Origin of the sequence: Amycolatopsis saalfeldensis, assembly GCF_900110575.1 — a bacterium.
Classification (GTDB): Bacteria; Actinomycetota; Actinomycetes; order Mycobacteriales; family Pseudonocardiaceae; genus Amycolatopsis; species Amycolatopsis saalfeldensis.
In genome coordinates this window covers 378,158-399,121 of the sequence record NZ_FOEF01000004.1, presented here as the reverse complement: position 1 = coordinate 399,121, position 20,964 = coordinate 378,158, and the positions used below count along the sequence as shown (strand labels likewise).

General features: G+C 72.6%; 15 protein-coding genes. 9 read left to right on the top strand and 6 right to left on the bottom strand.

Annotation, left to right across the window (positions count from 1 at the left end):
- Positions 1 to 15: 15 nt before the first annotated feature.
- On the bottom strand, positions 16 to 912 hold the full coding sequence (locus BMY97_RS12635) for a hypothetical protein (protein WP_091616956.1): 897 nt from the start codon (positions 910 to 912) through the stop codon (positions 16 to 18).
- 4 nt (positions 913 to 916) lie between these two features.
- Entirely contained in the window at positions 917 to 1,267 is a 351-nt protein-coding gene (locus BMY97_RS12630; RefSeq protein WP_091616955.1) for a hypothetical protein, read from the bottom strand.
- A 45-nt stretch (positions 1,268 to 1,312) separates the two neighbouring features.
- Between BMY97_RS12630 and BMY97_RS48355 the strand changes: the two genes are divergently transcribed.
- Positions 1,313 to 5,803, top strand: coding sequence for a CHAT domain-containing protein (locus BMY97_RS48355; protein ID WP_245787284.1), 4,491 nt, complete (start codon positions 1,313 to 1,315; stop codon positions 5,801 to 5,803).
- Between the two features lie 18 nt (positions 5,804 to 5,821).
- On the opposite strand, the gene BMY97_RS12620 is transcribed toward BMY97_RS48355, so the two are convergent.
- On the bottom strand, positions 5,822 to 7,279 hold the full coding sequence (locus tag BMY97_RS12620; protein ID WP_091616954.1) for an FAD-dependent monooxygenase: 1,458 nt from the start codon (positions 7,277 to 7,279) through the stop codon (positions 5,822 to 5,824).
- 127 nt (positions 7,280 to 7,406) lie between these two features.
- Between BMY97_RS12620 and BMY97_RS12615 the strand changes: the two genes are divergently transcribed.
- Positions 7,407 to 8,381 carry an Lrp/AsnC family transcriptional regulator gene (locus tag BMY97_RS12615; protein ID WP_091616953.1) on the top strand — a complete coding sequence of 325 codons (975 nt, stop codon included), beginning with the start codon at positions 7,407 to 7,409 and terminating at the stop codon, positions 8,379 to 8,381.
- A 3-nt stretch (positions 8,382 to 8,384) separates the two neighbouring features.
- Here the strand turns inward: BMY97_RS12615 and BMY97_RS12610 are convergent, their stop codons facing one another.
- Positions 8,385 to 8,924, bottom strand: a complete 540-nt coding sequence (locus BMY97_RS12610; protein ID WP_091616952.1) for a Uma2 family endonuclease — start codon at positions 8,922 to 8,924, stop codon at positions 8,385 to 8,387.
- Between the two features lie 505 nt (positions 8,925 to 9,429).
- Here BMY97_RS12610 and BMY97_RS12605 point away from each other — a divergent pair.
- From BMY97_RS12605 to BMY97_RS12595, 3 genes are all read left to right on the top strand, one after another.
- On the top strand, positions 9,430 to 11,103 hold the full coding sequence (locus BMY97_RS12605) for a TIGR04141 family sporadically distributed protein (protein WP_091616951.1): 1,674 nt from the start codon (positions 9,430 to 9,432) through the stop codon (positions 11,101 to 11,103).
- Positions 11,104 to 11,253: 150 nt separating this feature from the next.
- A complete protein-coding gene (locus BMY97_RS12600) occupies positions 11,254 to 11,652 on the top strand; it encodes a DUF1508 domain-containing protein (protein ID WP_091616950.1) in 399 nt (132 codons plus the stop codon).
- A 148-nt stretch (positions 11,653 to 11,800) separates the two neighbouring features.
- Positions 11,801 to 12,889 (top strand): substrate-binding domain-containing protein, encoded by a 1,089-nt coding sequence (locus tag BMY97_RS12595; protein WP_091616949.1) that lies wholly within the window; start codon positions 11,801 to 11,803, stop codon positions 12,887 to 12,889.
- A 72-nt stretch (positions 12,890 to 12,961) separates the two neighbouring features.
- On the opposite strand, the gene BMY97_RS12590 is transcribed toward BMY97_RS12595, so the two are convergent.
- Both BMY97_RS12590 and BMY97_RS12585 read right to left on the bottom strand, forming a co-directional pair.
- Positions 12,962 to 13,870: a sortase gene (locus tag BMY97_RS12590; protein ID WP_091616948.1), complete on the bottom strand. Its 909-nt coding sequence runs from the start codon at positions 13,868 to 13,870 to the stop codon at positions 12,962 to 12,964.
- Complete coding sequence (locus tag BMY97_RS12585) at positions 13,867 to 16,149, bottom strand: hypothetical protein (RefSeq protein WP_091616947.1); 2,283 nt, start codon at positions 16,147 to 16,149, stop codon at positions 13,867 to 13,869. The genes BMY97_RS12590 and BMY97_RS12585 overlap by 4 nt, the downstream gene beginning before the upstream one ends.
- Positions 16,150 to 16,282: 133 nt before the next feature.
- Between BMY97_RS12585 and pstC the strand changes: the two genes are divergently transcribed.
- From pstC to BMY97_RS12565, 4 genes are read left to right on the top strand one after another with little or no spacing between them, the layout of a single operon-like run.
- Complete coding sequence (gene pstC / locus BMY97_RS12580) at positions 16,283 to 17,263, top strand: phosphate ABC transporter permease subunit PstC (protein WP_091616946.1); 981 nt, start codon at positions 16,283 to 16,285, stop codon at positions 17,261 to 17,263.
- Entirely contained in the window at positions 17,263 to 18,426 is a 1,164-nt protein-coding gene (gene pstA, locus BMY97_RS12575; RefSeq protein WP_091616945.1) for a phosphate ABC transporter permease PstA, read from the top strand. The genes pstC and pstA overlap by 1 nt, the downstream gene beginning before the upstream one ends.
- 5 nt (positions 18,427 to 18,431) lie before the next feature.
- A complete protein-coding gene (locus tag BMY97_RS12570) occupies positions 18,432 to 19,250 on the top strand; it encodes a phosphate ABC transporter ATP-binding protein (protein WP_091617107.1) in 819 nt (272 codons plus the stop codon).
- Positions 19,251 to 19,266: 16 nt separating this feature from the next.
- Positions 19,267 to 20,805: a substrate-binding domain-containing protein gene (locus BMY97_RS12565; RefSeq protein ID WP_091616944.1), complete on the top strand. Its 1,539-nt coding sequence runs from the start codon at positions 19,267 to 19,269 to the stop codon at positions 20,803 to 20,805.
- Positions 20,806 to 20,964 lie beyond the last annotated feature (159 nt).

Here is a 20,964-nt window from a genome sequence, read left to right as displayed (position 1 = left end):
GTTCGCGCCGTCCGGTCAGCGTCCCTTGCGGAGCAGGCGGCTGACCCGCTCGCCCTCGCCGGGGGTGAGCGGGCCACGGGATTCGGCGCCGGCCACCCCGAGCGCGACGGCCAGCGTCCGGCCGTGCAGGTCCACCGCGGCCTCCGACAGCGCGGCCAGGTCGTCGGCAGCCGGGCGCGCCCGGGCCCAGCCCGCCAGCAGCACCACCGCCCCGAGCACCGCGGACGGCCACCACACCGCGCCCAGCATTAGGTACGGCCAGCCCCAGGTGCCGACCGCGATCGCGGAGGTCAGGGCCGAACTCGCCGCGGTGATCTCGGCCCGGGCCGGGTCCGGCAGCACCAGCCACAGCCGGGACCAGCCGAACGCCAGGTCCAGCCCGGACCGGTCGAGCGCCACCCGTTCCACGGCGTGCAGCCGGTCCCCGAGCCACGTCGGCCGCCCCGGCCGCGCGAGCGCGAACCGGGTGATCCGGGCGGCCGCGTCGTCGATCCGCTCCTGCTGGTCCGGCGTCCGGGTGTCACCGGGGTATGCGGCTTCCAGCTCCCGGCGCCGCGCGACCAGCCGCTCCCAGCGACGCCGGCGGCGGCGCACCTGCGGCCGGGCGAACAGGCGCGGCCACCGGCCGAGCCACAGCGCGCGGGTGAGCGCCGCGAGCGCTTGCACGGCAAGACCCGCGCCGGTCACCGCGAGCAGGGCCACGAGGACCAGGATCGCTTGCGCGCCACCGGAAAGACGGCCGATCGACGCCAGCGTCGCGGCCGCCGGAGCCCGCGTCCAGTCGAGGGCGTGCGCCTGGCCGAGCCGGGCCGCCAGCCAGGCAGTGAGCGCGAACAGCGCACCGGGCAGCAGGAGCAGGCCGACCCAGCGGTCGGCGAGTTTCTTCGCCAGCTCCTCGAAAAAGGTGCGCACGGCGTCAGACGGGTTTCAGCCGGTCGCCGGTCAGCGGGCACCGCGGGACCGGGCCGGCCGGTTCGGCGGCCGCGAGCCGATCGCACGCGCCGTCGGGGCAGCCGAACCGCTCCTCGTCGGCCCGGCCGGGTCCGCTGCCCGGCAGCCGGCTGCTCAGCGAGCGCTGGCGCACCGTCTCGTCCGACGGGGTCCCCAGCAGCTGCTCCAGCAACGCGGTGATCGGGCGGCGCGCGCGGGCCTCGGCTTCGATGACGGCCAGCACACGGGCGGGTTCGGGGCGGCGCGCGCATTCGGCCCGCAGTTCGGGCAGCTCGGCGCACAGCGCGGTCAGCGCACTCCGCTCGGCTGGATCCACCCGGCTGTCCTTTCCCTCGCGCTACGCTGATCGGATCGTAGCGAGATGTCCGTGCGGGTGGGGGCCATGCCGTTCGATGATCTGCTCCACCGCGTCCAGGATGCGCTCGACGGCGACCGGCGGCCGGGCCAGGCGGACCCGGTGCTCGACGAGGCCGTGCTGGCCGATGCCGTGCGGTTGCGCGAGCTCGCCGGTCCCGCGGACCCGGCGGCCCCGACCCGGGCCGAACGGCGGCGCCTCGCGGCCGCCGACCAGGTCGCCGGGCGGCTGCACTACCTGCGCTGGCAACGGCTCCCGGACGGCGCCCTCGATCTGGCCACGGCGCTGGTCTTGCTGTGGCCGTTTTCGGGCGATCCCCGGGTTGTCCCCGAAGGGCTGCGCCCGCTGATCGGCCCGGCCGCGGACGCCGGTCAGCAGGCGGCGCGCGGCGCCGAGCTGCTGGAGCGCGCGCAGCAGGCCGGTGATCCGGTGCTGCTCGACATGAGCGTCCGGCTGCTGGCCGCGGCCGCGCCGGAGGTGGGCGGCGAGTGGTCGGCGCAGACGCGGAGCAACCTCGGCGCGGCGCTGCTCATGCGCCACGTGAGGACGGAAAACCGTGCCGATCTCGACGGCGCGATCGAGACGCTCACCCGCGCGGTGGCCGAAGCCGACGAGACCGCGCCCTACCGTCCACAGCTGCTGGGCAATCTGAGCGCCGCGTTGTCCCAGCGTTTCCGGCGCGACGGCGGGGCGGCGGATCTCGGCGAGGCGATCGCCATGGCCGAGCTGGCCGTCGGTGCTTGCCCGCCCGACGACCCGTACCACGTGATTCTCCTGGCCAATCTGGGCATGTTCCACCGGGCGGGCTACGAGCACACGGGCGAGCCCGCGGCGTTGGAACGCGCCCTCGATGTGGGTGAGCGCGCGGTACAGCAGACCCCTTCGCAGCACCCGAACCGGGCGGCGGCGCTGCACGGCCTCGGGCTCGCCTACCGGGCCCGTTTCGAACGCGCGGCGAACCGGCCGGACCTCGATCGCGCGCTGGACCTCGCGCAGCAGAGCGTCGCCTCGACGCCCGCGGGTGACCCCCGGCGGAAAACCCGGCAGGACGCCCTCGCCACCGCGCGTTCGCTGCGGGACGGCGACCGCGGCGGGCCGTCGTTCGAACTGCTGCTGGCGGAGGTGAACCGGGCGCTGGACGAGCACCAGCGCGGCGGGCGCGCGACCGAGGTGGCCGAGGGCACCCTCGACGGGCTGCTCGTGGCGGCCCAGCTCGTGGACCGCGAGCGGCGGGCGCGGGCGTTGTACGCGCTCGCCTGGCTGCATTACTTCCGGTACCGCGCTGCCCCGGATCCGGACGTGGTCACCGCCGACTTCGCCCGCGCCGTCGGGCTGTTCGTCGACTTGGCGATCGAACCGAGCCAGATCCCGCCCGCGTTCCGGCGGATCCTCGGGCCCGCGGCCGAACCACAGGGACAGGGCCACATCGGCAGCGCGGTGCTGCGGTATGCCTTGGACAGCAACGACACCGTGGCCTTCTACGGGGCGCAAACCCTCCTCGAAGCGGCGGTCGGGGGCGGCTCGTACAGCGACGGCGAACGCGCGGATTTCCTGGCGGACCTCAGTTCCCTGTACCTGTCGCGGTTCGAACGCGGGGCGGCCGCGCTGCTCGACCCGGCCGTGGACCGCGCGGAGCAGAGCGTCGCGATCGCACCGGCGCCCCGCCGGGTGTCCGCGCTGAGAGCGGCGCTGCACCTGCGGTTCACGCGGTTCGGCCGGCCGGCCGACCTGGACCGGCTGGTCGAGGCCGACCGGCAGCTGGTCGGGACCGACCACGCGAACCGGGCGCACCGGCTGGCGGACCAGGCGATCGGCTACCGGCTCCGGTACGGCCAGACGGACTCCGCGGACGATCTCCGCCAGGCCGTGCGCACGGCCGAGGAAGCGGTCGTCGCCACCGACGAGGACAGCCCCGATCTGGCGATGCGGCTGTCCATGCTGGCCCAGATCCACCGCCTGCGCTACGAGCGCGACGGTGACCAGGAGGACTTGCACCTGGCCGTGGCGCACGCCGAACGCGCGGTGCTGCTCGCGGACCAGGAGACCGGCAGCTGGGCCTTCTGCCTGTCCGAGCTGGGCTCCGCCTACCTGCAGCGCTCGCTCCGGCTGACCGACCCGGTCGATCTGGAACGCGCGGTGGAAATGGGCGAGCGAGCGGTGGCCGCGAGCGCCGGCGAGAGTCCACTTAGGACGAACTACCTGTCCGCGCTCGGCGAGGCCTATCAGCTGCGGTTCCGGCTCGAGCACCGCGAAGCCGACCTGGACCGTCAGCTCGAACTCGGCGAGCAGGCCGTGGCCGGGATGCCCGAGGGCTACCCGGACCGGATCCGCCACCTGCGCAACCTCAGCGGCATTCACCTCACCCGATACCAGCGGCCGGGCGGCGATCCCGCCGATCTCGGCCGGGCCCTCGAGCTCGCCGAGCAGGCGCTGGCCGCGGCCGAGGGCACGGTGCTCGTGATCGCGTGTCTCGAAGTGGTGGCCGCGTGCCGGTTCCTCCGGCACCGGGCCGATCCGGGCGCCGTCGATCGCGCCACGATCGAAGGCCTCGCCGGGGAAATCGCGCGCGCCGCGGCCTCCTCGCGACCGCCGGACCTGATCAGCCCGGCGCACCTGGCCGGGACGCTGGCCTCGGACGCGGGGCAGCCGGACCTCGCGGTGCGGCTGCTCGACCTCGCCGTGGCCCAGCTGCCCCTGCTGACCCCGGGCGACGTCCGCTGGCCGGACCAGGAGTTCCGGCTGATCCAGCACTCCGGCCTCGTCGGCCGCGCCGTCGCCGCGCACTTCGCGGCGGGGGATCCGGCCGGGGCCGCCGGGATCGCGGAGGCCGGGCGCGCCGTCGTGGTGGCGGGACGGCTGGGGGCGCGCACCGATCTCAGCGAACTGCAGGAGCGGCACCCTGGCCTGGCCGCCGGCTTCGCCGAGATCCGGGACCGCCTCGACCGGCCCGGCGCCACCGTCGGCGAACGCGACCGGCTCCGAGCCGAACGCGAAGAGCTGCTCACCCGGATCCGGCAGCAGGACGGCTTCGCCCGGTTCCTCGAACCCCCGCGACCGGCCGACCTCCGCCACGCCGCCGCCGACGGCACCATCGTGCTCGTCAACCCAGGCCTGACCCAGGGCGACGCGCTGGTGATCACCCCGGACGCGGAGCCCGTGCACCTCGAACTGCCGCTGCTGACGGAGCACGCCGTCGGCACCCGGGCCGCCGAACTGCTGGACGCCACCCACGCCACGGGCCTGACCGCGAGCCTGCGCAAAGCCCGCGTGGTGACCGAAATCCTCGAATGGCTCTGGGACGCGGTGGCCGGACCGGTCGCCGCGATCCTGCCTGGCGCCGCCCAACCCAGCGCCGCCCAACCCGGCTCGACCCAACCCGGCCCGACCCAACCCAGCGCCGCCCAACCCGGCCCGACCCAGCCGGGCGCGACCCAACCCGGCCCGACCCAACCCAGCGCCGCCCAACCAGACGCAGCCCAACCCGGCGCGATCCAGCCCGACGCAGCCCAACCCGGCGCGATCCAGCCCGACGCCGCCCGACCCGGCGCGGCGCAACCCAGCGCGGCCCAACACGGCGCTGCCGAATCCGGCGCAAGCCAACCCAACGCGGCCCAACCCAACGCGGCCCAACCCAGCGCGGCCCAACCCAGCGCGGCCCAACCCAGCGCTGCCCAATCCGGCGCAAGCCAACCCAACGCGGCCCAACCCACCGCAAGCCAACCCAGTGCGGCCCAACCCGGCGCCGCCCGGTCGCTCGCGCGGGTGTGGTGGCTTCCGGTCGGCCGGCTCGGGGTTTTCCCGTTGCACGCCGCCGGGCGGGCCGGGCAGCTGGGGGCGCTGGACCTGATGGTGTCGTCCTACACGCCCACCCTGCGGGCCCTCGCGGACGCGCGGGCCCGGCCGCCGGCGCGGGTTCGCAGGCAGTTGACCGTCGCTGTGTCGGAGACGCCCGGGCTGCCTGATCTGCCGGGCACCGCGGCCGAAGCCGCCGAACTGCATGCGGCCCATCCCGGCACGCGGGTGCTGTCCGGGGCGGAGGCCACGATTCCCGTCCTCCTGGACGCGCTCGCCGACAGCACCTGGGTGCACTTCGCCTGTCACGCCGGCGCCAGCCCCGTCAGCCCGTCGCTGGCTCACCTCCAGCTGCCCGACGGGAGCCTGCCGGTGTCGCGGATCGGCGAGTTGCGGATGCCCGGCGCCGAACTGGCTTACCTGTCCGCCTGTTCCACCGCGCACGGCGGGGAGCTGCTCGCCGACGAAGCCGTGACGCTCGCCTCCGCCTTCCACCTCGCCGGGTTCCGGCACGTCGTCGGCGGGCTCTGGCCGTTGTCCGACCGGATCGCCGCCGACGCCGCGCGGTTGTTCTACCGGAACCTGCCCGACCGCGCGGACGCCGGCGAAGCGGCCACCGCCCTGCGTGAAGTGGCGCTCCGGCTGCGGGACGACCATCCGGACCGGCCGGACCTCTGGGCCGGCCTGGTGCACAGCGGCGCCTGACAGTCCACTGAGGACTGTTCAGCGGGGCTCGCCGAACCAGCGGCCGAACGCCGCCTCCAGGCCGTCGCCGGTGCTGTCCGCGCCGCCGGCCCAGCCCACGTAGCCGTCCGGCCGGACCAGCATCGGCTCGGTGCCGCCGACCACGCGGTCGACCCGGCCGGACCAGAGGCCGGCCACCTTGGCGAAAACGCCGGCCGGGTCGAGCAGGAGGCCACGGCCGGAGCGCAGCAGCTCGTTCACCCGGGCCGGGCCGGGATCCAGGTCGAGGTCCAGGTCCGGCGCGGGCAGCCCGGCGAGCGGCTGGCCTTCGACGCCCGGCAGTGCGTAGCGGATGCCCATCCCGGACAGCATGTCGTCGAGCTGGTACTGGACCTGCGGCAGCTGCGCCAGCGCGGTGAACAGCTCGCGGGTGGCGGTGACCTCGGGGGCGCGCGTGCCTTCCCAGTCCATCAGCAGGCTCTGGGCCTGGACGTTGCGCAGCACGGCCGCCCCGACCGGGTGCCGTTCCGCGTGGTAGCTGTCGAGCAGGCCGTCGGCCGCGTGGCCGCGCACGGCGGCGCCGAGCTTCCAGCCGAGGTTCAGCGCGTCCTGGATGCCGGTGTTCATGCCCTGCGCGCCGAGCGGGAGGTGGACGTGGGCGGCGTCGCCGGCCAGGAACACCCGCCCGTGCCGGTACTGCGCGGCCTGCCGGGCCGCGTTGGTGATGCGGCGGGCGTAACGCAGTTCGAGCAGCTGCACTTCGAGCCCGAACACCGCGCGCAGCCCGTCGCGGATCTCGTCCTCGGTGATCGGGACGTCCCGGGGACGGGCCCGGCCCGGGCCGCCCATCGCGAGCCGGAGCAGCGGCCGGCCCTGCGGGTCGGTGCCGAGCGGGAACAGGTGCGCCCAGTCCCCCTCGTCGTTCCAGCGGTGGATCATCGTCTGCTCGGCCCCGCCGAGCCGCAGGTCGGCGGCGATCACGGTCGACGTGCCGGCCTGGCCGGGGAACCCGGCCCGCAGCAGTGAACGCACCGTGCTGCGCCCGCCGTCGGCGGCCACGAGGTAGCGGGCGCGGATCGCGGTGCCGTCGGCGAAGGAAGCGGTGACCCCGTCGGTGTCCTGCTCCAGACCGGTCAGCTCGTGGTCGCGCCGGACATGGATGCCTTGCCCGGCAAGGTGTTCCTCGAGGAATCGCTCGACGACCACCTGCGGGATCGAGCGCCACGGGAAGCGGTGCCGGTCCCGGGTGAGCGGGAGGTGGATGCCGCCGAAGTGGGCGAGGCCGGCCGGGTGCTCCCCGGTGGCCAGCAACGGTTCCAGCAGGCCGCGCTGGTCGAACGCCTCCTGGGTGCGGGACTGCACGCCACCGGCCTTCGACAGGTCGCTGCCCCGCGGCAGCTTGTCGACCACAACGGCCGCGGCCCCGGCCAGCCGGAGTTCGTTGGCCACCGTCAATCCGGTGGGTCCCGCGCCGGCGATCAGTACGTCCGTGTCCATGGTTTCCCCTTGTGCTTCGGCGTTTTCCTGTCCGCTCCGGACCAGCCCCACACTCCCGCCCACCGATCGGCCGAGCCAGAAACCGACGTGATTGCACTGCTATCCGACACCAGATACCGTCAGGCTGGTGGAATCCGACTACGACGAGCTGGATCGTCAGCTCGTCCGTGCCCTCCAGATCGACGGAAGGGCCCCGTTCAGCACTATTGCCGAGGCACTTGGCGTGTCGGATCGCACCATCGCGCGCCGGTACGCGAAATTACGCTCGGCCGGGGCGCTGCGGGTGCTCGGCGGGGTCGCGCCGGCCGCGCTCGGCGCGGTGCAGTGGTTCCTCCGGGTGCGCTGCGCGCCCGGGGCGGCGGTGCCGGTCGCCGAGGCGCTGGCGCGCCGCCCCGACACGTCCTGGGTGAGCCTCACCTCGGGCGGCACCGAGATCACCTGCACGGTCGACACCGAGAGCGAAGCCGATAGCGAAGCGTTGCTGCTGGCCAAACTCCCCCGCACCCAACGCGTCGAGGGCGTCACCGCGCATTCGGTGCTGCACGCGTTCTACGGCGGCCCGGACAGCCTGATCGCCAAGCGCGGCTCGCTGAGCCGGGAGGCGGTCGAGCTGCTGCGCCCGCACCCCGAGCTGCCGCACCGGCCGGGACCGGTGCGGCTCGACGACGGCGACCGGCAACTGCTCGCCGCTCTCGCCGCCGACGGCCGGGCCGGGTTCGAGCAGCTGGCCGCGGCCACCGGCTGGTCGCCGACCACGGTCCGGCGCCGGATGCGGGAGCTGCGCGAATCCGGGGCGCTGTACCTGGACCTCGACGTCGACGGGAGGCTGTTCAGCCTCGGCACCCGGACCATGCTGTGGCTCTCGGTGCCGCCGGCGCACCTGGAGGAGACCGGGAAGGCACTGGCCGGGCACCCGGAGATCGCGTTCGCCGCGGCCACCACCGGGCCGACGAACCTGTACGCGAGTGTGGTCTGCGCCGACCAGCGGGAGCTGTACCGCTACCTGACGACCGCGGTCGCCGCCCTGCCCGCCGTCACGCACATCGAGACGGCACCGGTGATCCGGACCGTCAAACGGGCCGCCAAACAAGGCCGGCCATGAGGCTCAGTACGAGGACACCAGGTCCGCGGGGCTGAGGTCCAGCCGGTACGGCAGTTCGAGCCGGGCGACCTCTTCGCCGGTCGCTTCGGCGTCAAGCGTGTACTCGCTGCCGTCCAAGCGGAAGCAGCGGATGCCGGGCGCGCGCGGGTCGATCACCCAGTAGTACGGGCAGCGCGCCTCGGCGAGCCGCGCCGGCTTGAGGTGCGTGTCGATGTGCCGGCTGGACGGTGAGATCACCTCGACCGCCAGCACCGGGACGCCGACGAGCGCGCGCTCGGTGAACGTGTCGCGGCGGCCGACCACGACGTCGGGGATCATCACGGTGTACTCGTCGAGCACGACGTCGACCGGGGCCGGCAGGACCTCGCAGTCCGCAGGGCAGACCGGGGTGAGCGCCGCGAGCAGGCGCGCGACCACCCTCTGGTGCAGCGGGCGCGGGGAGGGGCTCACTAGAAGAGTCCCGTCCAGGAGTTCATACCGACGTCGCTCATCCGAGATCGTCTCCAGGTCCCGACGGGTGAGACGGTCGCCGTGCGCGAACATCGGGACTACCACCATGCTGCCCCCAGGAGCGGGCCGACCGGAAAACGACTACGCCAGAGTAGACGCGCGCACCCGCCACCGCGAGCCGTCACCCGGGGCGTTTCGCGCCCGTCTGGCCCATCCGGCGGCCCGGCCGTCGCGATCAACACTCACGATCCGTGACGAAAAGGCGGAGAAACAACCCCGGGCAGCGCAAGAACCGGACCGGAATACGGCCATTCGAGCACTGTTACAGTATTTTCGAAAAGGCCATTCACCGGCACCCCATCCGACACTTACCGCTTACCTGTCGGACGCTTGAGCTGCGAGTACGTTCAAAAAAAGCGTCTGCCGAAAACCTGCTGAAACGATACCATTGCTCGACGAACGAGAGCTTCGGCGGGTCGGGTTAAACCCGATTTCACCCTTCCGCCCGGCATTCGCTCTGTGTGATTAACCGGGCGTCCGGATGCCCGGCTTATCCTGGATCGTCATCGCCCCATACACACCTTTCGGTGGTGGTCTGATGCCTGCCCTGCCCTCTCCGAGCAAACCGGTCTCCCTCTTCCGGCTCGACGGCACCGCGGCCGAGCACGACCTGCTGGTCTCGCTGACGCCCGAGCAGGTCACCACCGACCTCCCGGTCGACCTCTCGGGCACGGCGGCCCGGCTCGTCGCCGGGACCTTCCGCACCGAGATGCCGCAATGGGTCCCGCATGCCGCCGCGCTCACCGGCAACCGGCTCGAGCTGCCTTCGACGCTGCCGTTCGCGGTGCTGCTCGTCCCGCGTCCACCGTGGACCTACGCGGTGGCCTGGGGCGCCGGGCACCTGGTGCTGAACGACGAATACGTCGAGCAGGGTTTCGGCCTGCTGTTCGGGATCCGCCGGCTGGACCCGTTCGACCTCGGGCTGGTGGCGAGCGCGGCGCTCGACGTCTCGGCGCGGGCGACGCAGATCTCCATCCCCGGCGGCGGCGAGCTGTCGGCGTTCCGTCTGGAGCCCTACGGCGACCTGGTGAACCGGCTGGCCGGCTCGGCGGACCTGACCGACCTCACCTACGGGCGCGTGACCGGAAAGCGCTATCGGATCCGCGTCGGCAACTCCCTCTGGGCGCCGCTGGCGAAGGAGCCGGACGCGTTCCTCGCGGACCTCGACGCGGTGGGCGCGGTCGTCGACGAGCCGGACGCGGAATCGGCGTTGCGGTTCGTGGCGCAGACCCGGCCGCTGGAACGGCACCACCGGCTCGTGCCGACGCTCGAACAGCGGCTCGCCGAAGCTCTCGATGGCGAGAACGCCGGGCCGCTCGGCCTGACCTGGCCCGGGGCCGCGGTGCACGACGCGGAGAACGCCGGCTCGTTCCGCATCACCGGGCTCGGCGCGGGCGGCCCGCTGCACGTCGAGGCGCGGCTGGAGCTGGAGCACCTGACCGCGCGGCTGGCCGAGATCCCGGTGGAACGGCGGGTCAAGGCCCTGCGCGCCGGGCGCGTGGTCACCTGCGCCGACGAGGCCGGCGAGCAGGAGACCGGCACCCCGCTGCCGGTCGCGCGCTGGCTGGTGTTCGAGACGACCATCGACCACGTCCGGTACGTGTTCCACCAGGGCCGCTGGTACCGGATCGGCGAGACCTACGTCGAGCAGATGCGCGCCCAGGTCGCGGATCTGCTGTCGCGCAAGTACATCTGGCCCGACGTCACCTGGCGGCCCAGCGGCGAGTCCGACGACGAGAACCGGTACTGCCACCGGGTCGCCGAGGAGCCGGGATTCCTGTGCCTGGACCGGGATTTCGCGACCACGCCGTTGCACCCGCGGTTCGAGCTGTGCGATCTGCTCGGCCCGGACGACGAGCTGATCCACGTGAAGTGGCTCGGCCGGGCCACCGCGGCCAGCCACCTCTACACCCAGGCCCTGGTGTCCGCCGAAGCCCTGCACGACGAGCCGGAAGCGCTCGCGCAGCTCGCCGCCAAGGTGTCGGCGGCCGACCCGGATCGCGTGCTGGCCGAGGCGCCGCGCACGGTGGTGCTCGCCGCCGCCGGGCGGGCCTGGCACGTCGACGAGCTGTTCACCCTTTCGCAGATCGCGCTCCTGCGCCTCGACCGCTCGGTGCGGGGCCTTCAGGCGACGCTCCGGTTCGCCGATATCCCGTACGTGCCGAAGCGCACTGCGCGCGCACAACCGGCTACTCGCCGCCGAAAGCGCTAGACCGAACGGCCGTATTTGCGCCGTTGTTCATTTTTCCGCCGTCACGCCTTAAACGTGGGCGGTAACTTTCCCCTGCCCGCCCGACGATGTTCCTGGTGCCTAGGACGGCCTTTCACCGGATGGCCTCCGTGCGGACTGGGGACGCGACAAATGAACAGCGCAGCGAGTCCACGCCGGACACCGAGATTCCAGTTGATCGGCGGGCGCGGGGACGCGACCCGATGGAGGCTGCTCGGCAGCAACAACGCGTCGCTGGGACTGGGGACGGTCGACTACCGCAGCGGCGAAGAATGCGTGGCGGCCGTCCAGTGGCTGTGCGCGAACCTCGGGCGCAGCCGCCTGGAACTGACCCATGACCACGGCATCGACTGGCGGTGGGTGCTGCACGCCGGCAGCGGGCCGATCGCGACCGCGAGCCACGCCTACGGCCGCCGCATCGAAGCGAAGCGGGGCTACGACCGGTTCGCCCTCGCCGCCGGTGAAGCCGCGGAGTCCGTCGGGGACGGACGGATCACGGACTGGCGCACCAAATACCCGCTGCCGGGATAAGAGGGTAACCGCGCGTGCGTTCGTCGGGCATTAACCGGCGCGCCGTCGGGCGGGAAGGCAACCAACCGCCCGGCGTTGCCGGGCTCGACGAGGTTTGGTCACGGCCCCGGAATCCCGTGGTCTAGACCAGACAGAGAGAGTACAACCCATGCGTGCTCGTACTGCCCGGTTCGTGGGCATCACCGCCGCCGTCGCCGCCGGCGCCGCCCTTCTCATCCCGGGCACCGCCAACGCGGTCCCCGGCCCGAACGGCATCCCCGAGGTCGTCGCGGCCGTCGGCTCCGACACGATCGCCGACGTCACCGGCGCGATCTTCGCCGCCGCCAACGCCGACAGCGCCACCAACACCGACCCCGACAACTACGTCACCGTCCCGCCGGTGCTCGCGCCCAACACGTCCTTCGTGGTGCCCGGTGACGCCTTCGACGGCGGCACCACCTACACCAACCCCGGCAACCTCCCGCCCAACGGCTCCAGCGCGGGCAAGACCGCGCTGGACACCGCCGCCGCGGCCGGCAGCGCCTCGATCGACATCGCCCGCTCCTCCTCGGGCCCGTCGTCCAGCGACCCGTCCACCTTCCGCTACTACGGCTTCGGCAAGGACGGCGTCTCCTGGGCCGCCTCGTCGACCGGCTCGGGCGCCGGCGTCACCCTGACCCTGCAGCAGCTGCGCGACATCTACAGCGGTGTCATCACCAACTGGAGCGCGGTCGGCGGCGCGAACGCCCCGATCACCGTTTACCTGCCCCAGGCCGGTTCCGGCACGCTGGCGTTCTTCACCGGCACCGTGCTCGGCTTCGACCCGACCACGAAGCCGGTCACCATCAAGCGCATGCAGGAGAACGAGGGCGACACCATCCCGGCCGCCGACCAGGCGACCGCGATCGCGCCGTACTCGGTGGCCCAGTTCGTCGCGCAGGGCAACGGCGCGGTGACCGACAAGCGCGCCGGCTTCTTCGAGGGCACCCTGACCGATGCCGGCTCGGACGGCGCCCCGGTCTCGGGCACCGCCCCGAACCTGGTCCCGGCGTTCGCCGACGGCTTCCTGGGCGCTCGCACGGTGTACTTCGTGCTCGACACCCGCTCGCCTTCGTTCGACGCCGCGCTGAACGTGGTCGGCTTCGACGCGGCGGGCCCGAGCAAGCTGTGCTCCGGCAGCCTTTCCGCCACGCTGACCAAGTTCGGCTTCAAGCCGCTGGCCGCTGACGCCAACGGTGTCACCTGCACCCTCGGCTGACCTGCCCGCAGCACAAGAACCGGCCCGGACGGGGTTTTCCCGTCCGGGCCGGTTCCTTCTGCCCCCATGACTTCAGGCCCAGGCGGGCAACAACCGCCACACCGCCGTCGCCGCCAGGACCGCCAGTGCCAGCAGCGCCGGAGCGGTGATGACGTACGTCGAAACCGGGCGCCAGCGGCGGTAGAGCACGGTCGCGCCCGCGGCCGCGGCGGCGAACCCGCCGAAGGCCAGGATCAGCTGGGCCCACGCACCGCTGTCGCCGGTGCGGCCGTCCTGCGCGTCCGCCCGGCCGTTCTGGGGCGTGGGGCGGAACGGCTTGCCCTCCAGCACGGCGGTGACCACCGTGGCCGACGAGGCCGAGCCCGGCCACCAGCTCGCCGAGGTGACCAGGGTGAGCCGGTCGTTTTCGGTGCGGCCGTAGTCCCGGTCCTCGTTCAGGTCGCGGGTCGCGGTCTCGGTGACGGTGTACACGGAGCGGCCCTGCGTGGTCGCCACCACGATCTGGTCGCCCTTGGCCAGCTCGCCCAGCTGCGCGAACGGGGCCCCGTAACCGGAATAGCGGCCGGCCACGGCGGAGTTGCCGGGCTGGCCGAGCCCCGAGGTGCCCGGGATATGCCCGGGACCGGACGAAGTCTGGCCGGGTTCGGCGCCTTCGAGCACGACCTGCTGGGCCCGCAGCTTCGGGATCTCCAGCACGGCCACCGGCGAACCGAACTCTGGCGGCTTCGTCACCGGCGCCGCGCCGAGCAGGGTGCGGGTCGCGCCCTGGGCCTCCGCCATCGCGGCACGGATGGCGGACAACGCGGCCCGCTGGTCGTTGTTGGCCAGCATCGGGCCGAGCGCGTACGCGACCAGCCCGAAGCAGACCGCCGTGGTGACCAGCCAGCCCACCGCGGTCACCACCGTCCACTTGGGACCAAACCGCAATGGCGCGACCGAAGGCGGGGCAGCCGCGGCCGGGGTGGCGGTCGGCGTGCTCATGCCCGGCCCCGCAGCGTCCGCAGCCGGCGGGCGAACCGGTTCACCCAGGGCGGCAACGGTTTCCCGGCGGTCAGGTAGCCGGTCGAGGACGGCAGCAGCACCAGCGCCACGAGGGCGAGCAGCGGGATCAGCGCCGCCAGCGCGCCCGCGCCCGGGAACAGCGGGATCCGGACCCCGTCGGCCAGGTTCCGCGCCGCCTGGACACTCGCCGCGGTGGGCGCCTTCATGGTGAGGGCGGCGTCCTGCGCCGGGCCGGTGGCCGAAGCGCCCGAGCCCGGCCCGTTGCCGCCGAGGTCGCCGCCCACCGGCCCGCCGGAGGCACCCGGTCCGGGCCCGTCGGCGGCCGGGTTCTGCGCCTCCTGCTGTTCGTGACAGGCCGACGCGGCGGTGCCCGTGCCCACCTTCGTCGCGGCGTCCTGCGCGGCGGAGAGGAGATCGGGCGTCAGCGCCACCATGCCCGGGCCCATCCCGTTCTGGCCGCCGTTGGTGGCCGCCTTCAGGAAGGTCGCGAGCTGGTCCTGCTTCGCCTTCTCGGGCGCGCAGGACGCGTCGACCAGCGGGTTCACCGGCGCGGCCATGGACTCCACGAAGGTGAGCGGGTAGGCGTTCGGATCGTCGGCGGCCCCGGTGATCTCCAGCGAGCCGTCCTTGGCCGGCTTGGCGTGCGCGGCCGCGGCCTGCAGCGTGGCCGGGGTGGGCGCGATGTAACCGCCCTTGCCGTTCGGCAGCGCGACCGGGGTCCAGCCGTATTCGGTCGCCGTGGCCAGGTCGGTGACCACCCAGTTCAGGCAGCCGTTGGTGCACTCGATCCCGGTGCCGAGGGTGGTGTTGCTGACCTGCTTGCGGACGTTGATCCGGCCGGTCTTGGCGTCGACGTTGTGCACGCCGTCGTCACCGAGGTTGAGTGTGTTGAGGTCGCTGACGACCCCGACCGGCTTGCCGTTGCCGGCCAGCGGATCCCCTTGCGGGCTCCGGAAATTGCCGTACGTCCACGCGGGCAGGCCAGCCAGCTTGCCGCTCAGCGCCAGCGGGACGGAGCCGGGGCCGGATTCGCCGGTGACGCCGTAGAACGTGCTGTCCGAGTGCCCGGCGCGGGCGTCGGGCGCCTGGACCGGGCTGGTGGGCCCGCTGATCGCGGCGAGCGCGGGGTTGCGGGTCACCAGTGCGGAACCGTTGGTGAAGATCCCGCCGCGGCCGCCGGCGTCGGGTAGCTCGCCGCCCTTGCTCAGCATGTTCGCCACGTCGTCCCAGCTGAACCGGAGGTTCGAGGCCAGCCGGGCGACCAGCGCCGCGCCGCTGTCCGAGCGGTCGGTCGGGGTCCAGCCGACGGCGGCGAGCACGGTGGCGTTGAGCGCCACCGGGACGTAGCTGCGGGCCCGCACGTCCTGGGCCGCCAGTGCGCCGCCGGAACCGGTGAAGACCACGTCGGAATCGCCCTTGTCGAACGAGGTCAGCCCGGTGTCCTCGGTCTCGGCCAGGATGTTGGCCGGCTGCGCCGCCTTGGTCGGCGCGCACAGCAACTGGTTCCAGGCCACCGCCGTCCGGCCGAACCGCTCCGGCATGCTCGCGGTGACCGTGCCGGCGCCCACGCCGCCGCAGCCCTGGATCTTCAGGCCCGGGGGGCTCGCGGTGAAGCTGATCGAGCTGTCGTAGACCGTCTGCGCGGCCGTGGCACCGGCCGGCTTGCCCGTGAGCTTCAGCATCATCGTGCACGGGTGCGCGTCGTCGCAGGTGTAGGAGTACTGCTTCTTGTCCGGGTTCGCCGGCCACGGGATCGTCGCGCTCGGGTTCAGGGTGGTGAACTCCGGGTCGAAGCTGACGTTCTTCGGCGCGGAAGTACCCCGCGGCACATAGGTGTCGAACACGACGGACTGGGTCAGGGCGCTGCGGCCCCGTTCCGATCGCGGCGTCTGGAACGGCGCGCCGGACAGCTCGTCGTTGAAGCTGCCGCAATAGGCGTTGACCCGGTTCGCCAGCGAGGGGTCGGGCACCCAGACGAGCTTCTTGGTCACCGGGTCCAGCTGCGACTTCAGCAGCGAGTCGCGAAGCTGGGCCGGGCAGACGTAGAAGGTCGCGGTGGCGTCGGCGGGCAGGCCCGAGACCGTGATGTGCAGCGGGTCCCCGTCCTGCGCGTGCGCGAGGTCGGCGCCACTGGTCTGGACCGTGTAGGTCAGTGGTGGGGTGGTGGTCTGGGCGGACGCGGACGGCACCACCGCGAGGCCCAGCACGGCCAGCAGGCCACTGGCGAACACAAGCACTACCCGTCTCAAGCCGTTCATGCTGCCCAACCTCCCCAGCCCGGTCCGCCCCGTCAACAAAGCAGGGGGAAGGCGCGAAGCGGTTCACGAACGCGCCGTCGGGCCTTCGCTGCTCGTCCAACTTCGGCGTGCCAGTGGTCGGAATACTGCTGCCGTGACTGTCACGACACCCGCTCCGGGCGCCTCGCCCCCGGAGCCACTGGCGATCGCCGACGTGCCGTCGCGAGCCGACCGCGCGTTCCGTCGCGTGACCACCGGTGCCGGCCTGTCGGTTCTCGGCCTCCTGGTCGTGATCGGCTTCTTCCTCGTCTACCGCTCGGTTCCGGCCTTCCAGATCAGCGGCTTCGGCTTCTTTTCGACCATCCAGTTCGACGCGGCGTCCGGGCAGCTGGGCGTGCTCGGCCTGATCTACGGCACGATCGTGGTCGCGTTGATCGCGGTGGCGTTCGCGGTGCCGTTGTCGATCCTCGCCGCGCTGTTCATCAGCGACTACGCGAGCGGGCGGATGCGCGGGTTCCTGACCGGCCTGGTGGACCTGCTCGCCGCGATTCCCAGCCTGCTCTACGGATTGTGGGGCTTCAGCTTCCTGCGGCCCTACATCACGCCGCTCTCGGAGTGGATGACGTCGAACCTGGGCTGGTTCCCGCTGTTCGAAACCAAGCCGGGCGCGGTCCTGTTCAACTCCATGTTCGTCGCCGGGCTGGTCGTCTCGCTGATGGTCATCCCGATCACCACCTCGGTGATCCGCGAGGTGTTCACCCAGACCCCGGCCGGGGAGAAGGAAGCGGCCCTCGCGCTGGGCAGCACGCGCTGGGGCATGGTCGCCGCGGTGGTGCTGCCGTTCGGCCGCGGCGGGATCGTCGGCGGCTCGATGCTCGGCCTGGGCCGCGCGCTCGGTGAGACGATCGCGGTTTCCCTGCTGCTGCCCCAGGTTCCGGCGGTGACGAGCCACCTGCTCGAATTCGGCGGCGCGACGATCTCCGGGTTCATCGCCAACAACGCGGGCATGTCCGGGATCGGCCTCAACGGGCTGATGGCGGCCGGGCTGGTGCTGTTCGTGTTCACGCTGGCGACCAACTTCACCGCCTCGGTGATCATCTCCCGCAGCCGCTCCGGAGTGGGAGTGGACGCCTGATGACCACCGTCAAGGACACACTCGACCCGGCTGAGGACACTGTGGACGATCTCACCGGATCGGACACAGTGGACACTCCCGGGCCGCCGGCCCCGCCCCCGGTCCGGCGCCGCACTTCGGCCACCACCCCGCAGGACCGCTGGGTCGCGCTGGGCTGCGCGGTGTCGGCGACCCTGCTGACCTGGTTCGTGATGCACGAGCTGCTCACCTCGCCGGGCTGGCTCGCGGACCTCGTCGTCGCGTATCTGCTCTACCTGGCGATGCTGTACCTGGTCACCCGCGACCGGCTCGGGCGCCTCGCCGCGACGGACCGGCTGGTGTCGGCCGTGGTGGTCAGCGGCGCCGCCGGGCTGCTGGTGCCGTTGCTGTTCCTGCTCGGCTACATCATCACCAAGGGCCTGCCGAGCCTGCGGCTGGCGTTCTTCACCCACGACATGTCCTCGGTCGCGCCGACGGATCCCGCGACCGCGACCGGCGGGCTGCACGCGATCGTCGGCACGCTGGAGCAGACCGCGCTCGCGCTGGTGTTCGTGGTCCCGCTCGGGGTGCTCACCGCGGTGTTCCTCAACGAGACCCGGTCGCGCTTCCGGCGCCCGGTGCGGATCTTCGTGGACGCGATGAGCGGCCTGCCCTCGGTGGTGGCCGGCCTGTTCGTCTACGCGGCCCTGATCCTGCCGCCGGTGCAGTCCGGCTTCTCCGGCTTCATGGCGACGCTGGCGTTGACGATGATCATGCTGCCGACGGTCACCCGGACCGTCGACGTGGTGCTGCGGCTGGTGCCGGACGGCCTGCGCGAAGCGTCGCTGGCACTGGGCGCGAGCCGCGCGCGCACGGTGTGGTCGGTGGTGCTGCCGACCGCCCGCACCGGCGTGAGCACCGCCATCATCCTCGGCATCGCCCGCGTGGTCGGCGAAACCGCGCCGCTGCTGTTCACCTCGTTCGGCTCGCTGTCGATGAACTACAACCCGTTCGGCGACCCGCAGGAAAGCCTGCCCCGCTTCGTCTACCGCTACATCAAAGAACCCCTCGCCTCGGCGCAGGAACGCGGGTACATCGGCGCGCTGGTGCTGATCCTGCTGATCTTCGCGCTGTTCGCGCTGACCCGGCTGATCGGCCGCAAACGCTGGTCCGGCCGCAGGACCAAACCCAGGAGTGCCCGGTGACCGAAATCCTCGACGCCCCCCAGCCCGTGCGCGTGGTCGGCGGGCCGCCGCCCGGCGCTGCGGCCCTGGAGTCCCGCGGGGTGCACGCCTGGTTCGGCGACCGGCTGGTCCTGGAGGACGTCTCGCTGGCCATGCCCGCGCACGAGGTGACCGCGCTGATCGGGCCCTCGGGCTGCGGCAAGTCGACCTTCCTGCGCATCCTCAACCGGATGCACGAGCTGGTGCCCTCGGCGAGCCTGGCGGGCGAGGTGCTGCTGGACGGCGCCGACATCTACGCCGAGGGCACCCGCGCCCAGCACGCCCGGCTGCGGATCGGCATGGTCTTCCAGAAGCCCAACCCGTTCCCGGCCATGTCCATTCGCGACAACGTGCTCGCCGGACTCAAGCTGGCCGGCGTCAAGTGCGGCGACAAGGACGGCCTGGTCGAGCAGAGCCTCGAGCGGGCCGGGCTGTGGCGCGAGGTGCGCGACCGCCTGCACTCCCCCGGCGGCGCGCTGTCCGGCGGCCAACAACAGCGGCTGTGCATCGCGCGCTCGCTCGCGGTGCAGCCGAACGTGCTGCTGATGGACGAGCCCTGCTCCGCGCTGGACCCGACCTCCACCCGGCGCATCGAGCAGACGATCGTGGAGATCTCCGACGAGGTCACCGTCGTGATCGTCACGCACAACATGCAGCAGGCCCAACGGGTTTCGCACCACTGCGCGTTTTTCCTCGCCGGGGAGAACGAGCCGGGGCGCGTCGTCGAGCACGGGTCCACCGAGCAGATCTTCGGCGAGCCCGAGGACAGCCGCACCCACGATTACGTCAACGGCCGTTTCGGCTGACCGGGAGCCTTTTCTGATGCACCGCAAGAGCTGGCCGGTACTCGGCTGCGCCGCCCTCCTGCTGGCGGGGCAGCTACTGCTGGCCCCCGCCGCCGAGGCCTTCGTCCAGGTCAACGGATCCGGGTCCACCTACGTCGGGCTCGCCATGAGCGACTGGCAGAACGGCGCCAATTCCCAGGGCATCCCGGTCAACTACAGTGCGTTGGGCTCGCCCGCGGGCGTGAACCAGTACGGCGACCGCACCGTCGACTTCGCCGGCACCGAGGCCGAAGTCAGCTCGCTGCAGGCCGCGGGCGGCGGCGGGCTGAGCGCGAACCAGCGCGGGTACCAGTACGTCCCGGACGTCGCGGGCGCGGTCGCGGTGATGTACAACGTCACCGACGCGGCCGGCCGCCGCGTCGACTCGCTGCACCTGACGCGGGAGACCATCGCGCGGATCTTCTCCCGCGACATCACGCGCTGGAACGACCCGGCGATCACGACCACCAACGGCGGCTTCGCGTTGCCGGACCAGCCGATCACGCTGATCGGGCGCAGTGGCCAATCCGGTACCACAGCACTGTTCTACGACTTCGTGGCGCACGTCGCGGCCGGCGCGTACAACGCGTTCGTCGGCCGCAACGCCGACAAGGGCATCGGCCCGCTGCCGCCGGGCGTCCGCCCGATCCAGCTGCCCACGATGGGCCCGGACGCGGACTTCTACCGGCTGTTCGCCGATTCCGACCAGATCGCGCAGACCGTCGCCAACGGCAGCGTCCCGTTCTCCATCGGCTACGACGAATTCGGCTACGCCAAGAAGTACAACGCGCCCACGGCGTGGGTGGACAACCAGTCCGGCCAGTACACCCTGCCCTACGCCGCGAACATCGCGGCGGCGCTGACGAAGGCGAACCTGCGGCCCGACCTGAGCCAGGAGCTGTCCGGGGTGTACACGAACCCGAACCCGCTGACGTACCCGATTTCGGCGTACTCCTACCTGATGACCCCGTGCGCGAGCGGGCGCGACAGCTGCAAGGGCGGTTACCCCGACGCGTCCAAGACCGACACGATGAGCGCCTTCATCGAGCACGTCGCCTGCGACGGCCAGATCAACATGGCCCGCATCGGGTATTCGCCGCTGCCGCCGAACCTGTCGCAGGAGATGATGAACGCGAACGCCCGCCTCACCGGGCGGCCCGCCAAGCAGCTGAACGCGGGCAACTGCGCCAATCCCACGTTCCACGGCAGCCTCGGCGCCGGCGCCACCGCCCCGCAGGACCCCTTCGCCGGCCTGGGCGGCGTCAACGCCCTCACCCACGGCGGCTCCGGCGGCGCCAAGCCGAGCGCCAACGGCCCGGGCGCCTCGACCGGACCCCAGACGTCGGCGGGCCCCAGCTCCTCGGCACCCGACGCCACCGACGCCAACGGCGGCTCGACCGACTGGCGCAACGCCGAGCCCGCCGCGTACCAGGGCAGCGGTTTCGGCGGCTTCGGCGCCTGGGCCGCCCTGGTGCTGTTCGCGGCGATCTGCGCTCCGCTGCTCCTGCGCGGCATCCGGCGGATCAAGCGGCGGTGAAGGACCGGAGCAACGCGACTGTCCTTTGTGGACCTTCGAGGCGGGGCGAGTGGCCGGAGCCGGGCAGCGAACGAGGAGCGCCACCGGCGGTAGCCGCGGCCCGCCCGGGAGGTCGCGGCGAACGTGCGGAGGTCCATGCCTCGTCCACGAGTGTCTGGG

Excerpts from the sequence above, each read along its gene's own strand:
- BMY97_RS12585 (WP_091616947.1), bottom strand. The coding sequence starts at position 16,149 with ATGAACGGCTTGAGACGGGTAGTGCTTGTGTTCGCCAGTGGCCTGCTG.
- BMY97_RS12605 (WP_091616951.1), top strand. The coding sequence starts at position 9,430 with ATGCCTGCCCTGCCCTCTCCGAGCAAACCGGTCTCCCTCTTCCGGCTC.
- pstA (WP_091616945.1), top strand. The coding sequence starts at position 17,263 with ATGACCACCGTCAAGGACACACTCGACCCGGCTGAGGACACTGTGGAC.
- BMY97_RS12600 (WP_091616950.1), top strand. The coding sequence starts at position 11,254 with ATGAACAGCGCAGCGAGTCCACGCCGGACACCGAGATTCCAGTTGATC.
- BMY97_RS12610 (WP_091616952.1), bottom strand. The coding sequence starts at position 8,924 with ATGTTCGCGCACGGCGACCGTCTCACCCGTCGGGACCTGGAGACGATC.
- BMY97_RS12620 (WP_091616954.1), bottom strand. The coding sequence starts at position 7,279 with ATGGACACGGACGTACTGATCGCCGGCGCGGGACCCACCGGATTGACG.
- BMY97_RS48355 (WP_245787284.1), top strand. The coding sequence starts at position 1,313 with ATGTCCGTGCGGGTGGGGGCCATGCCGTTCGATGATCTGCTCCACCGC.
- BMY97_RS12565 (WP_091616944.1), top strand. The coding sequence starts at position 19,267 with ATGCACCGCAAGAGCTGGCCGGTACTCGGCTGCGCCGCCCTCCTGCTG.
- BMY97_RS12595 (WP_091616949.1), top strand. The coding sequence starts at position 11,801 with ATGCGTGCTCGTACTGCCCGGTTCGTGGGCATCACCGCCGCCGTCGCC.
- BMY97_RS12590 (WP_091616948.1), bottom strand. The coding sequence starts at position 13,870 with ATGAGCACGCCGACCGCCACCCCGGCCGCGGCTGCCCCGCCTTCGGTC.